The sequence below is a fragment of the Nitrosospira sp. TNL200 genome, assembly GCF_055386305.1.
The window spans coordinates 688,237-701,064 of record NZ_AP041003.1 but is presented as its reverse complement, the minus strand read 5'-3'; the positions used below and the strand labels follow the sequence as shown (position 1 = coordinate 701,064).

11 protein-coding genes are annotated in these 12,828 nt (G+C 54.9%); 4 read left to right on the top strand and 7 right to left on the bottom strand.

The genetic code is table 11. The annotated features are described in order from the left end of the window. Positions 1-148: 148 nt before the first annotated feature. Complete coding sequence (purB, locus tag ACZ5CE_RS03180) at positions 149-1,552, bottom strand: adenylosuccinate lyase (RefSeq protein WP_464576294.1); 1,404 nt, start codon at positions 1,550-1,552, stop codon at positions 149-151. Positions 1,553-1,729: 177 nt separating this feature from the next. Between purB and ACZ5CE_RS03175 the strand changes: the two genes are divergently transcribed. Then, positions 1,730-2,341 carry a glutathione S-transferase gene (locus ACZ5CE_RS03175; protein WP_464576293.1) on the top strand — a complete coding sequence of 204 codons (612 nt, stop codon included), beginning with the start codon at positions 1,730-1,732 and terminating at the stop codon, positions 2,339-2,341. Between the two features lie 10 nt (positions 2,342-2,351). On the opposite strand, the gene mnmA is transcribed toward ACZ5CE_RS03175, so the two are convergent. Next, a complete protein-coding gene (mnmA, locus tag ACZ5CE_RS03170; protein ID WP_464576292.1) occupies positions 2,352-3,461 on the bottom strand; it encodes a tRNA 2-thiouridine(34) synthase MnmA in 1,110 nt (369 codons plus the stop codon). Between the two features lie 48 nt (positions 3,462-3,509). Further along, positions 3,510-3,956 carry an NUDIX hydrolase gene (locus ACZ5CE_RS03165; RefSeq protein ID WP_464577406.1) on the bottom strand — a complete coding sequence of 149 codons (447 nt, stop codon included), beginning with the start codon at positions 3,954-3,956 and terminating at the stop codon, positions 3,510-3,512. 266 nt (positions 3,957-4,222) lie between these two features. On the opposite strand from ACZ5CE_RS03165, the gene icd reads away from it, so the two are divergent. Beyond that, complete coding sequence (icd, locus tag ACZ5CE_RS03160) at positions 4,223-5,485, top strand: NADP-dependent isocitrate dehydrogenase (RefSeq protein WP_464576291.1); 1,263 nt, start codon at positions 4,223-4,225, stop codon at positions 5,483-5,485. Positions 5,486-5,628: 143 nt separating this feature from the next. Here the strand turns inward: icd and ACZ5CE_RS03155 are convergent, their stop codons facing one another. Continuing rightward, entirely contained in the window at positions 5,629-5,832 is a 204-nt protein-coding gene (locus ACZ5CE_RS03155) for a cold-shock protein (RefSeq protein ID WP_004174375.1), read from the bottom strand. 296 nt (positions 5,833-6,128) lie between these two features. Between ACZ5CE_RS03155 and clpS the strand changes: the two genes are divergently transcribed. Beyond that, entirely contained in the window at positions 6,129-6,437 is a 309-nt protein-coding gene (gene clpS / locus ACZ5CE_RS03150) for an ATP-dependent Clp protease adapter ClpS (protein ID WP_464576290.1), read from the top strand. A gap of 1 nt (position 6,438) precedes the next feature. Next, complete coding sequence (gene clpA, locus ACZ5CE_RS03145) at positions 6,439-8,697, top strand: ATP-dependent Clp protease ATP-binding subunit ClpA (protein WP_464576289.1); 2,259 nt, start codon at positions 6,439-6,441, stop codon at positions 8,695-8,697. Positions 8,698-8,809: 112 nt separating this feature from the next. Here clpA and ACZ5CE_RS03140 read toward each other — a convergent pair whose 3' ends face one another. From ACZ5CE_RS03140 to cphA, 3 genes are all read right to left on the bottom strand, one after another. After that, a complete protein-coding gene (locus tag ACZ5CE_RS03140) occupies positions 8,810-9,412 on the bottom strand; it encodes a sugar O-acetyltransferase (RefSeq protein ID WP_464576288.1) in 603 nt (200 codons plus the stop codon). A gap of 220 nt (positions 9,413-9,632) precedes the next feature. Beyond that, positions 9,633-9,854 (bottom strand): dodecin family protein, encoded by a 222-nt coding sequence (locus ACZ5CE_RS03135; protein WP_464576287.1) that lies wholly within the window; start codon positions 9,852-9,854, stop codon positions 9,633-9,635. Between the two features lie 370 nt (positions 9,855-10,224). Beyond that, positions 10,225-12,792 carry a cyanophycin synthetase gene (gene cphA, locus ACZ5CE_RS03130; protein ID WP_464576286.1) on the bottom strand — a complete coding sequence of 856 codons (2,568 nt, stop codon included), beginning with the start codon at positions 12,790-12,792 and terminating at the stop codon, positions 10,225-10,227. Positions 12,793-12,828 lie beyond the last annotated feature (36 nt).

Genomic DNA, 12,828 nt, shown 5'->3' with positions numbered 1-12,828 from the left:
TCTCTCCTGATTGCGATCAAGAACATATCGGGCTGGTTTTTACAATTTCAAGCTGTGGAAGGAAAATGATCCCTTGCATTCGCAGCAAGCATGGAATCAGTCGCATGGGGTGGCGGATGTGGCAGATCGCTATTCACGAAATCCGCACTCAGGCATCTGCCAGGTATTGGGCTGTCCCGGAAGGCAATTGATGGCTCAGCTTCGCGGCGGCGCCGATATAATTCTGTGGCGTCATCTCCCTCAGGCATTTTTTCTCCGCCTCGGGAAGAGCAAGGCTATCGATGAATTCATGCAATAGTTCTTTCGTTATCCGTCCCTTGCCCCGGGTCAACGCTTTCAACCGCTCGTACGAATCAGGCATACCCCGGCTGCGCATGACTGTCTGGATAGGCTCTGCAAGCACTTCCCAGGCATCAGCCAGGTCTTCGGTCAAACGTTCCCCGTTGACTTCAAGTTTGCGCAATCCTCTGTCGCACGATTCGTAGCCAAGCAGGGTATGTCCCAACGCCACTCCCATGGTGCGCAATACCGTGGAGTCGCTAAGATCCCGCTGCCACCGCGATACCGGCAGCTTTTCGCTCAAATGCCGCAATAGCGCATTCGCGATTCCAAGGTTGCCCTCCGAATTTTCGAAATCTATCGGATTCACCTTGTGAGGCATCGTCGATGAGCCAATTTCATCCGTCTTCACTTTTTGCCGGAAATACGCGAGCGAGATGTATCCCCATATATCGCGATCCAGGTCCAGCAGCACGGTGTTGATACCGGCATACGCGTCGAACAGTTCCGCCATTGCATCGTGCGGTTCGATCTGGGTAGTGTAAGGATTGAACTCCAGGCCCCGGTTTTCCACGAACGTCCGGCAAAACCTTTCCCAGTCAAAATCCGGATAGGCAGCAAGGTGCGCATTGTAGTTGCCCACCGCACCGTTCATTTTTCCCAGGACCGGCACCTCGGCAAGCCGCTTATATGCCCGTTGAAGGCGATACGCGAAATTGGCAAGTTCTTTTCCCAGGGTGGTGGGTGTGGCTGGTTGACCATGGGTACGGGCAAGCATCGGCAAATCGGCGAGTTCATGCGCCATCTGGACGAGTCGCGCAATGATCCTGTCCAGCGCAGGCAGCATGACACGCCCGCGGCTGTGCATCAGCATCAGTCCATGGGAAAGGTTATTGATATCTTCAGAAGTGCAGGCAAAGTGAATGAATTGTACTGCGCGGCTGACCTCCGGATTTTCCGCCACGCGTTCCCTCATCCAGTATTCCACTGCCTTGACGTCATGATTGGTTCGTCCTTCGATAAGCTTGACCGCCTCACCGTCTGTCTCGGAAAAATTTTCTGCCAGGCTATCCAGCTGCGCAATGGTCTGGTCGGAAAACGGTGCCACCCTGGCTATGCCCGGAGCCCTGCTGAGGGCCTTGAGCCACTCGATCTCCAGCATGACCCGGTATCGAATCAAAGCAAATTCACTGAAATAGGGTCTCAGGCTGTCCACTTTGCCGTGATAACGGCCATCGAGGGGCGAAAGTGCGCTAAGAAAGGACAAATTCATATCGTTTGGGTGGATGAATGGCAGGCTTGCAGAACTGCCGGGCGGGAACAAATAATTTTACCACAGTGGACATGTACCTGATTCCGGAGTTGCGGGTTGCGCGCGGCGCAAGGGAATAACGGAGATTCCGCAACAGCACGGCTGTGCCATATTGGCATAAGCCGTTATAATGCCTAAATGAAGCTCATCGGATCACTGACCAGTCCTTATGTGCGCAAGACGCGCATCGTCCTTGCAGAAAAGCATGTAGGGTACGATTTTGAGCTGGAATCCCCCTGGAGTGCGGATACCCACGTGCCGGACTGCAACCCCTTGGGAAAAGTGCCGGTGCTTATCATGGATGACGGGACTTCCTTGTTCGACTCGCGCGTGATCGTGGACTACCTCGACAGCATGAGTCCGGTATCGCGTCTGATCCCCGAGGCTGGCCGGCGCCGAATCATGGTGAAACGCTGGGAAGCATTGGCGGATGGGATATGCGATGCTGCCGCCGCCATTTTCCTGGAACGCAAGCGCGATGCGAGCCAGCAAAACGCCGGGTGGATCGACCGGCAGCAAAAAAAAGTCAGACGTGGTCTCGAAACCGCCGCCCACGAACTGGGCAATAAAAAATGGTGCGATGGAAATACCTACACACTGGCGGATATTGCGCTGGGTTGTGCGCTGGGGTACCTCGCCTTTCGCTTTTCCGAAATAGAATGGCGAGACGCGTTTCCGAACCTCGTGGAGCTATCCAACCGGCTCGAAAAACGGGTTCCTTTTATGGAAACAGCGCCCAGAGACGCTTAGATGTCATTTCTCACCAAGCAGAATTTCGGCCTTCCAGCCATCCTGCCGTAATAGTTCCGCCTCCCAGGCATACCTTGCTCTCGTACACGACGACCGATTGCCCGGGCGTCACCGCCCATTGCGGTTGAGCGAACTCGATGGTGCATCCGCCGTCATCCACGCGGGAAATGGCACAGGGCGCGTCCGGTTGCCGATAGCGGGTTTTGGCAGCGTAGACCCAGTGGCAGCGCGGCATCTTTCCGCTTATCCACGTGAGATCGGCAGCAGTCACTGAAGATCTGTACAAATCCGGATGATCGTGACCCTGTACGACAGTGAGAATATTGTGGGATACATCCTTGCCTGAAACGAACCATGGAGTACCGTCTCCCTCTCTTGTTCCCCCGATTCCCAAGCCCTGGCGTTGACCGATGGTGTAGTACATGAGGCCGTGATGCCGGCCGACAACCACGCCATCCGGCGTCTTTATTTCGCCCGGCTCGTCCGGTAGATAACGGTTGAGAAACTGCCTGAAGGGCCGTTCCCCGATGAAACAGATTCCCGTACTGTCCTTCTTGGCAAAATTCGGTAGTTGGTGTTCCATTGCAATTTTACGAACATCGCGCTTGTATAGGCTGCCGAGGGGGAACATCGTTTTGCACAACTGGGACTGCGTCAACCGGTAGAGGAAATAACTCTGATCCTTGGTCCCGTCCTCTGCTTTCAGCAATTGGAATGTTCCGCCGATCTGCCGTACCTGTGCATAATGCCCGGTCGCAATAAAATCGGCGCCGAGGCCAACGGCATGATCCAGGAATGCCTTGAACTTGATTTCGGCATTGCATAGCACATCCGGGTTGGGCGTCCGGCCCGCCTTATACTCGGCAAGAAAGTGCGTGAATACGCGCTCTTTATACTCCCTGGAGAAATTGACCGCTTCCAGGGGAATTCCAATGATGTCCGCAACAGATGCTGCATCGATCAAATCCTGCCGCGACGAGCAATATTCGCCGGTATCGTCGTCCTCCCAGTTCTTCATGAAGAGGCCGACAACGTCGTATCCCTGTTGCTTTAACAAAAGTGCCGCAACAGAGGAATCGACTCCTCCGGACATTCCCACTACCACGCGCTTTCTGTTCATCGGCCAGGGCCTATAGCAGACTTCGAGCAAAGGCGCAGGCAGTGCAACTTAGTCATAATGGGTGAGAAGTTCGAGAGGATAGGCCTTGCCGGCCAGGTAGTCATCGATGCATCTCATCACCAGCGGGCTTCTGTGACAATAGCTCATTTCACGGATGGCATCGACGCCAAACCAGCCGGCGCTCAATATTCCCGCGTCCAGCACACGCTTCGGATCATACTCGATAACCGAGCCGGAAAACGCAAAACGAAGATAGGTGACGTTTGCGGAACGCGAGTGCCAATGATAGATACCCAGGACCGACTCAGGTACAAAGGTAAAGCCGGTTTCTTCAAGCGTTTCCCTGATCACCCCCTGGATGATGGACTCGTCCGGCTCCAGATGTCCCGCTGGTTGATTGAACAGGATGCCCTCGCTCGTTTGCTCCTCAACCAGCAAAAATTCGCCGTCTCTTTCGACAATAGCTGCTACCGTCACGTTGGGCTTCCAGGTCATGATGACTTTGTCATTGGATATGACGCTCACGAAAAATGAGTGCAATCAGAAAAATGTTGGAGACTGCATTCTAGCGTTCCTCAGGAGCGAAGGAAATAATGACGTGGCATCAGGGAAGACGACTGACGCGCCCGGTTTGAAAACCGGAAAAGGCGGCGGTTGGCGCTTTTTCCGGAAAGGCGGGTAAAATGAAGTGTGAGCGGGTTATGGTTATGAACAACGTACTCCTTCCAATTCAACCATTTGCAAACAACATTGGAGACAGCATGTATCAGCACATAAAAGTGCCAACTGACGGCGATAAGATTGGTGTCAATACGGATTCATCCTTGAGCGTGCCGGATTACCCGATCATTCCTTTCATCATGGGGGATGGAATCGGCGTGGACATTACGCCCGTTATGAAGACCGTGGTCGACGCCGCCGTGAATGCAGCTTATGGCAAAACGCGCCGCATTTCATGGATGGAAATCTATGCCGGCGAGAAATCCACTCATATCTATGGTGAAAATGTGTGGCTGCCGGACGAGACGCTGGCGGCAGCGAGGGAATACGCGGTTTCGATCAAGGGGCCGCTCACCACGCCCGTTGGAGGCGGCATTCGCTCCATTAACGTGGCTTTACGCCAGAAACTGGATTTATACCTGTGCCTCCGGCCGGTGCGTTACTTCCATGGGGTCCCCAGTCCGCTGAAAAACCCGGAGAAGACGGATATGGTGATTTTCCGGGAAAATTCGGAAGACATCTATGCCGGTATCGAATGGGAAGCCGAATCCGAGAGCGCAAGAAAAATCATTCATTTTTTGACAACGGACATGGGAGTCACCCAGATACGCTTTCCCCAAACGTCGGCGATCGGCATCAAACCGGTGTCGCGGGAGGGTACGGAACGCCTGGTGCGCAGGGCAATACGCTACGCCATTGCCAACAAGCGCCGATCGGTCACCCTCGTGCATAAAGGGAACATCATGAAATTCACCGAGGGGGCCTTCAAGAATTGGGGTTACAAGCTGGCAGCACAGGAATTCGGAGGCGTCCTGCTGGAAGGAGGTCCGTGGATGAAACTTCCCGATGATCAGAGTGGAATCGTTATCAAGGATGTGATTGCCGACGCTTTCCTGCAACAGATATTGTTGCGCCCTGAGGAATATGACGTGATTGCCACACTGAATCTGAATGGCGACTACATATCGGATGCACTGGCCGCTCAGGTTGGCGGCATCGGTATCGCGCCGGGAGCCAATCTGGGCGACTCGGTTGCGATGTTCGAGGCAACCCACGGTACCGCGCCAAAATATGCAGGCAAGGATCAGGTGAATCCCGGATCAATCATCCTGTCCGCCGAAATGATGCTGCGTCACATGGGCTGGGTGGAAGCCGCGGATTTGATCATTGCCGCGATGGAAACCACGATTCGAGACAAGGTCGTAACTTACGATTTCGCGCGGCAAATGGTGAATGCGCAACAGGTCTCCTGTTCCGCATTCGGACGCGCGCTTGTCGAACGCATGAACCTGGCTACCGCCTGAACCGCCCGCCATACTTACATGGTGCGCATGCCGATGCTCGGTAATTACCAATTGTAAAAAACCCCCTTGTCGGCACCCGACAAGGGGGTTATAAATTCGGTAATTGCAAGCTGGTCACGGCTTCGCCGTGTCAGCATGAAACCTTATGCAGACTGAATATTGGATGCCTGCTTGCCCTTCGGACCCTGGGTGACTTCAAAGCTCACTTTCTGCCCTTCCTTGAGGGTTTTGAATCCCGACATATTGATTGCTGAAAAGTGCGCGAATAAATCTTCACTGCCATCATCCGGGGTAATGAACCCAAAACCCTTGGAATCGTTAAACCATTTAACTGTACCTGTTGCCATTTTTACTTCCTATAAAAAACCGGGCCGGAAACCCGAACACTGTTTGAGTTTCAAGACCGCAAAACGGCTATAACCGGTACTGCAGAGAACTTGAAGCCAAACGCCAAGAGCTGTTTTACGCAAGTCCAGGCTTTAAGTCAAGAGGTCAGATCGTATTTTGATAATCGGGAAAGAATAATTTTGTCAAGGTACTTGAATATTTCACCGTTATCATCAAATATACTAAACAAAAAGGGCAAAAAGCGAACTCGCTAATTGGTGATGATCAGACCGATGGATTGAGGGAACGCGAAAATATGGCGACAGGAAATCATGGAGAAGCGCTACTTGAGGCCAGGAAAAGCAAGCTCAAGCCGCCCCCGATGTTCAAGGTCATCTTGCTGAACGATGATTTCACACCGATGGAATTTGTTGTTGATGTGCTGCAGACTTTTTTTTCCATGAACCGCGAACAGGCAACGCAAATCATGCTCAAAGTTCATATTGATGGAGCAGGAGTGTGCGGGGTATATCCGAGTGATGTGGCGACCACCAAGGTTGAGCAGGTAGTAACATTTGCCCGGCAGCATCAACATCCGCTGCAATGCGTGATGGAGGAGACTTGAAATGATTGCGCAAGAGCTGGAAGTCAGTTTACACATGGCATTTGTCGAATCACGGCAAAAGCGTCATGAATTCATCACGGTTGAGCATCTGCTGCTGGCCATGCTCGACAATCCCACTGCTGCAGAGGTCTTGCGGGCCTGCTCGGTCGACATAGATGATCTGCGCAGACTGCTGACGGAACATGTAGCCGAAAATACACCGACCGTGGGCGGTACGGGAGAAGTGGATACGCAACCTACGCTCGGTTTTCAACGCGTGATCCAGCGCGCGATCCTGCACGTCCAGTCTTCGGGAAAAAAAGAAGTTACCGGGGCAAACGTACTCGTGGCCATATTTGGAGAAAAGGATTCTCATGCGGTTTATTTTCTTCATCAGAAAGGGGTGACCCGGCTCGACGTCGTGAATTACATCTCCCATGGGATAAGCAAGGTACCCCAGGGCGGGAGCGCCAAAACGGAAACGGAAGGAGAGTCCGAGCAGGATTTGGCCTCGGGTGGTGCACTGGAAAATTATGCTGTCAACCTGAATACGCTCGCGCTTTCCGGCAAGATCGATCCGCTGATCGGGCGCGAGAGGGAACTGGAACGGCTGATTCAGACATTGTGCCGGCGGCGGAAAAACAATCCTCTGCTGGTAGGTGAAGCGGGCGTAGGCAAAACCGCCATCGCCGAGGGGTTGGCGCGGCGCATCATCGAAAATGACGTACCCGATATTCTAGCCCATCATCAGGTATACGCGCTGGATATGGGAGCGCTTCTGGCGGGCACCAAATATCGTGGAGATTTTGAACAGCGCCTGAAGGCGGTGTTGAAGCAGTTGCTCGACAGCTCCAACGCGATTCTGTTCATCGATGAAATTCATACGCTGATCGGAGCCGGGGCCGCTTCCGGAGGGACGCTGGACGCCTCGAATCTCCTCAAGCCCATACTTAACACCGGACAGCTCAAATGCATAGGCGCAACCACCTATAGCGAGTATCGCGGAATTTTCGAAAAGGATCACGCCTTATCCCGGCGTTTCCAGAAAATCGACGTGCTTGAGCCCAGCGTGGAAGAAACCGTCGCTATTTTACGCGGCCTGAAGCAGCGCTATGAAACGCATCACGGCGTCAAGTACACGGCTGTTGCATTGTCAACGGCGGCGGAATTGTCTGCGCGCTTCATCAATGATCGGCACCTGCCGGACAAGGCGATAGATGTAATCGACGAGGCGGGCGCGGCGCAGCGGATTCTCCCCAAATCGAAGCAGCGCAAAGTCATCAGCAAGCACGAGATAGAGGAAATCATTGCAAAAATCGCACGCATTCCGGCACAGAATGTTTCATCCGATGACCGCAACACATTGAAAACACTTGATCGCGACTTGAAAGCGGTGGTATTCGGCCAGGACAAGGCCATTAACGCGCTGACCTCAGCGATCAAGATGGCGAGAAGCGGATTGGGCAATCCGCAGAAACCGGTAGGCTCATTCCTTTTTTCGGGCCCCACCGGCGTGGGCAAAACCGAAGTGGCACGGCAACTCGCCTATGCCCTGGGGATCCACTTGCATCGGTTCGACATGTCGGAATACATGGAACGTCACGCCGTATCGCGCCTGATCGGCGCCCCACCCGGGTATGTGGGTTTCGATCAGGGCGGCCTGCTGACCGAGGCTATCATCAAGCAGCCGTATTCCGTTCTCCTGCTGGACGAAATCGAGAAAGCCCACCCGGATATTTTCAATATCCTGCTTCAGGTAATGGATCATGGAACGCTGACCGACAATAATGGCAGAAAGGCGGATTTCCGCAATGTCGTGATCGTCATGACCACCAATGCCGGCGCCGAATCGCTGACGAAGACCACTATCGGCTTTACCAAGGCGGCAGCCGCCGGCGATGAGATGGCGGATATCAAGCGTTTGTTTACGCCGGAATTCCGCAATCGGCTGGATGCGATCATCTCCTTTGCGCCGCTCGAGAGGGAAGTCATCCTGCGAGTGGTCGACAAATTCCTGATGCAACTGGAAGCGCAGTTGCAGGAGAAAAAGGTGGATGCGATATTCACTGAAGCGCTGAGGGATTATCTCGCCAGGAACGGTGTTGATCCTCTTATGGGCGCACGTCCGATGGCCAGGCTCATCCAGGATACCATTCGTAGCGCCTTGGCGGATGAGTTGCTGTTCGGCCGGCTGGCAAATGGCGGAAAAGTAACGGTGGATATAGGCAGCGACAGCAAGGTAAAACTCGAGTTCGAGGAAGAAGCCACGGCGATTTCCTGAGCCCCCTAAGCACGGGACGGCAGGCCACAAAAAAGGGCGCGGATACCGCGCCCTTTTTATTGCTCCATTTATCCGCTACCCGCGGTTCGATTCCCGCCAAGCCCGGCCTTCCTTAACCGTTGAGCAAGCGGATCACGCGGCAAGGATTGCCAGCTGCAAAAACACCTCCTGGAATATCCCGTGTCACCACGCTGCCCGCGCCAATCACGGTGCTTGAACCAATGGTCACTCCTGGACAGATAATCGCTCCGCCTCCAACCCAGACATCGGAACCGATAACGACGGGCCTACCTGCTTCCAGTCCCTGCCGTCGTTCGGATGCGCTCATGGGATGTGTGGCGGCATACACCTGCACTGCGGGTCCAAGTAAAACGAAGTCTCCGATCTGCACCGGCGCGACATCCAATATTACGCAATTGAAGTTCATGAAGACCTTTTTCCCCAGCGCGATATTGGTCCCATAATCGCAGAAGAATGGAGGCTGGATGGCGGCATCCGTTTCCTTACCTATCAGTTCCGCAAGGATTCTGGCTCGCTCTTCCTGCTCGTCTTCACGAGAGTCATTCAAGCTCTTGAGCAGATCTCTCGCCCGCTGCCGCTCCACAATGAGTTGCGCATCGTAGGGATCATAAAGCTCGCCTGCGATCATCTTCTGTTTTTCGGTTTTCATGACAAAATAGACAAGCAGGGGAGAAACCAGCCCAGTCCGCTGCATCGGGACCCAGACCGATTCCGGAGGCCATGGTATTTTCGAGATTGCCTCTTGGTCATCCGCCGGGCGGAACCGCCGACGGAATGACACCAATGGAATAGAAAAGACACCAGCCAATTCGGATGCCCAAACGATAATGATAGCGGCAGCCGGCCAGATCGGGCATCTCCTCCCAATGCCCGAACCCGCTGGCTGAGAGTTTATTCAGGAATTTCACCGCTCGCTACATGCCTTTTTCTTCATACTTGAATGAAAGATTGACCCTTGCCCGATAAGCTGTCACCTTGCCATCCTCGATCACCATATCGAGTTTCACTATTTCCGCGACCCTCAGGTCCCTCAGGGTTTTCGCCGCAGCCTTGACTGCGTTTTTGGCGGCGTCCTCCCAGGAATCCTTGCTTGTACCCACAATTTCCGTTATGCGATATACGCTGTCGGTTGCCATAAATCCTCCTTTTTGCAAACCCGGTCAATTTCCAGAACATGTTAACACTTGTTTTGCGCGCCCGCGTTTTTTCGTGCGCAACCCGGAGGAGGGGCCGGAATTTTACCGGCCCATCGTCACTCGCCGCTTGCAGAGCCTGCTCTGCTGCCCGGCTCGTGCCCCATTCCGGCTGAAATCCGCTATCATCCTGGGTGGTGGGTGCGAAACAAGTGTTAGCAGACCCTGGTTTAACCATAGAGGAAGAGTCCGCGAATTTCAACGCGAAAGGAATTCCACCGTCAAACAACCCCATCCAGCCGTATCCGATCCAGCTTGCAAACCTGGGCGCCGGATATCAGTGCAGGAGAACCTGATGCAACGGGACAGTGAATCAAGTGGCAACGCGTTGCCGGATATAGCCAAGCGCCTCCTCAACCTGATCGATAAGAATCAGGCATAGTTCGCCGGCTTTCAAACCGGAGAAGGCGGCATCGATGGCCACGAGCTCACCGTGGATTTCCTTGATTTCACGGGTGCGCTTCGCGTTTTCCAGACCTTGCCGCAACAGGTGAAGCACTTCCCCATCCGCGCGGCCCCGCTGGCACCGGTCCTGGTACAGTACCACCTCGTCGAAAGCATCGCCGAGAATTTCGGTCTGCTGGCGGATATCCTCGTCGCGGCGGTCACCCGCGCCGCTTATCACCACTGACCGCCGATTGGCGGGCATATTGTCGATAGCGCGAACCAATGCCCGAATGGCATCGGGATTATGGCCGTAATCGGCTATCAGCGTAGCCCCGCGATGGGTAAACAGGTTGAAGCGGCCTGGCGCGGTCTGGGTATCGTTGATAAAACTGCCCAATCCAGCGCAGATGATTTCCCAGTCGAGGCCAAGAGCCCAGCCCGCGCCCACCGCTGCCATGGCGTTTTCGATCTGGAAGGCGATATTGCCATTTTGCGTCAATGGTATTTCGGCCAGGGATATGCGCTGTTCGATGCCCCCCTCGAAGGCGACGATGGCGCCGCGATCCAGATAGATGACGCGCTTGCGTTGCGCGCGATGCCTGACTATGACTGGGTTGTTGCGATCACGCGCGAAAAAGGTGACGGATCCGGGACAGTGGGCTGCCATGCTGACAACCAGGAGATCTGCGGCGTTGAGCACCGCCATGCCGGTACCCGGCGCAACATTTTGCACGATGACCCGTTTTACTGCGGTCAAATCCTCCACGGTATCGACGTATGACATACCCAGATGATCGCCCGTTCCTATATTCGTCACCACCGCGACATCGCAACGGTCGAATCCCAGTCCCTCGCGCAGGACACCGCCCCTTGCCGTTTCAAATACCGCCGCATCGACGTCCGGATGAAGAAGCACTTTCCTGGCGCTCTTGGGTCCCGCGCAATCACCCGTATCAATACGCTGGCGATCAATATAAACCCCGTCCGTGCTCGTCATGCCGACCCGCAGGCCCTGGCTGTCCAGAATATTTGCGAGAAGCCGGGCCGTCGTGGTCTTGCCATTGGTCCCGGTCACAGCGACAACCGGAATTCGGCCATCCTCTCCCTCCCTGAACATGTTGGCAATGATTGCCTCTCCCACCCCACGTGCTTTGCCGAATGATGGCTGCAAATGCATGCGCAGGCCCGGCGCGGCATTCACCTCGATGATCGCGCCCTGTCCCTGAAGAGGCAGGGATACATTGGCGCAGACGACGTCGACACCGCATATGTCGAGGCCGATCATCCGCGTTGCAGCTTCAACAGTGGCAGCGAGTTCCGGATGAACATCATCGGTAACATCCGTCGCGGTCCCGCCGGTGGAAAGATTGGCATTGTTGCGCAGGACTACACGGATACCTTTGCGAGGAATGGATTCCGCGTTCAATCCTTGCGCTGAAAGATGCGCGAGCGCGATCTCGTCGAGATGGATTTTTGTCAATGAGTTCGCGTGGCCTTCGCCCCGGCGGGGATCGCTATTGATTTTCCGGACCAGGTCAGCGATGGTGCGGCGGCCATCCCCGACGACTTGCGGCGGATCGCGTCGCGCTGCCGCGATCAGCTTATTGCCGATCACCAGCATGCGATAATCCTGGCCGGGAATATAACGCTCGACCAGCACATCGTCGCTGATTTCCGCCGCGACCGCAAATGCCGCCTCTACTTGCGAGCGGCTGCCAAGATTTACGGCTACACCTTTTCCCTGGTTGCCATCGCGGGGTTTGACCACTACTGCACCGCCGATTTCACATGCCGCGCGCCATGCATCCTCGATGTCCGCCACCGGTCTGCCAGTAGCCACGGGAATGCCCGCAGCGGTCAGCAGGGCTCTTGTCAACTCCTTATCCTGAGCGATAGACTCGGCAACGGCACCTGTCATATCGGTCTCGGCAGCTTGTATGCGGCGTTGGCCGCTTCCCCAGCCCAACTGGACCAAGCTGCCGCTGGTCAGGCGGCGAAAAGGTATGCCACGCGCCGATGCAGCCCGGACAATGGAGCCGGTGCTCGGCCCCATGCGTAAATCCTCATCCAGTTTCCGCAATTGACCCATCGCATCCGCCAGATCGAAAGGGAGGTTATGGGCCGCCGCATGGCATAGATTTTGTGCCAGCTCCAGGGCAAGCCTCCCCACTGCCTCTTCGCTATACTCTATAACGATTTGACACGTTCCGGCTTCCAGAGTCTGTATGGTTTTACTGAATGCCACCGGGCACCCCGCCTGAACCTGCAAACCCAGGGTAGCGCGCTCCAGCAGATGGGCCAGCGTTACCGCGCCGTAGTGACCGGATGGCTGGAATACGCAAGCCTGGGGAACAAGCTGGCGCCAATTTCTCAGGAATTCCCGATTTCTGCCTATCGAGCGCTCCTCGTCATTACAGTAAACAACTGCTTCAATGGCTGTGTGGCGGCTCCACAAGTTGGGGCCGCGCAACGCGCGAATACGTGTTACTTTCATCAAGCTCTCCTGATTTCTTGCTTCTGTCCGGGGTAC

What these genes read in the sequence shown, in the direction of transcription:
- mnmA (WP_464576292.1), bottom strand. Translation starts at nt 3,461, where the DNA reads ATGAACAGAAAGCGCGTGGTAGTGGGAATGTCCGGAGGAGTCGATTCC.
- clpS (WP_464576290.1), top strand. Translation starts at nt 6,129, where the DNA reads ATGGCGACAGGAAATCATGGAGAAGCGCTACTTGAGGCCAGGAAAAGC.
- ACZ5CE_RS03140 (WP_464576288.1), bottom strand. Translation starts at nt 9,412, where the DNA reads ATGCAGCGGACTGGGCTGGTTTCTCCCCTGCTTGTCTATTTTGTCATG.
- cphA (WP_464576286.1), bottom strand. Translation starts at nt 12,792, where the DNA reads ATGAAAGTAACACGTATTCGCGCGTTGCGCGGCCCCAACTTGTGGAGC.
- clpA (WP_464576289.1), top strand. Translation starts at nt 6,439, where the DNA reads ATGATTGCGCAAGAGCTGGAAGTCAGTTTACACATGGCATTTGTCGAA.
- ACZ5CE_RS03135 (WP_464576287.1), bottom strand. Translation starts at nt 9,854, where the DNA reads ATGGCAACCGACAGCGTATATCGCATAACGGAAATTGTGGGTACAAGC.
- icd (WP_464576291.1), top strand. Translation starts at nt 4,223, where the DNA reads ATGTATCAGCACATAAAAGTGCCAACTGACGGCGATAAGATTGGTGTC.
- ACZ5CE_RS03175 (WP_464576293.1), top strand. Translation starts at nt 1,730, where the DNA reads ATGAAGCTCATCGGATCACTGACCAGTCCTTATGTGCGCAAGACGCGC.
- ACZ5CE_RS03155 (WP_004174375.1), bottom strand. Translation starts at nt 5,832, where the DNA reads ATGGCAACAGGTACAGTTAAATGGTTTAACGATTCCAAGGGTTTTGGG.
- purB (WP_464576294.1), bottom strand. Translation starts at nt 1,552, where the DNA reads ATGAATTTGTCCTTTCTTAGCGCACTTTCGCCCCTCGATGGCCGTTAT.
- ACZ5CE_RS03165 (WP_464577406.1), bottom strand. Translation starts at nt 3,956, where the DNA reads ATGACCTGGAAGCCCAACGTGACGGTAGCAGCTATTGTCGAAAGAGAC.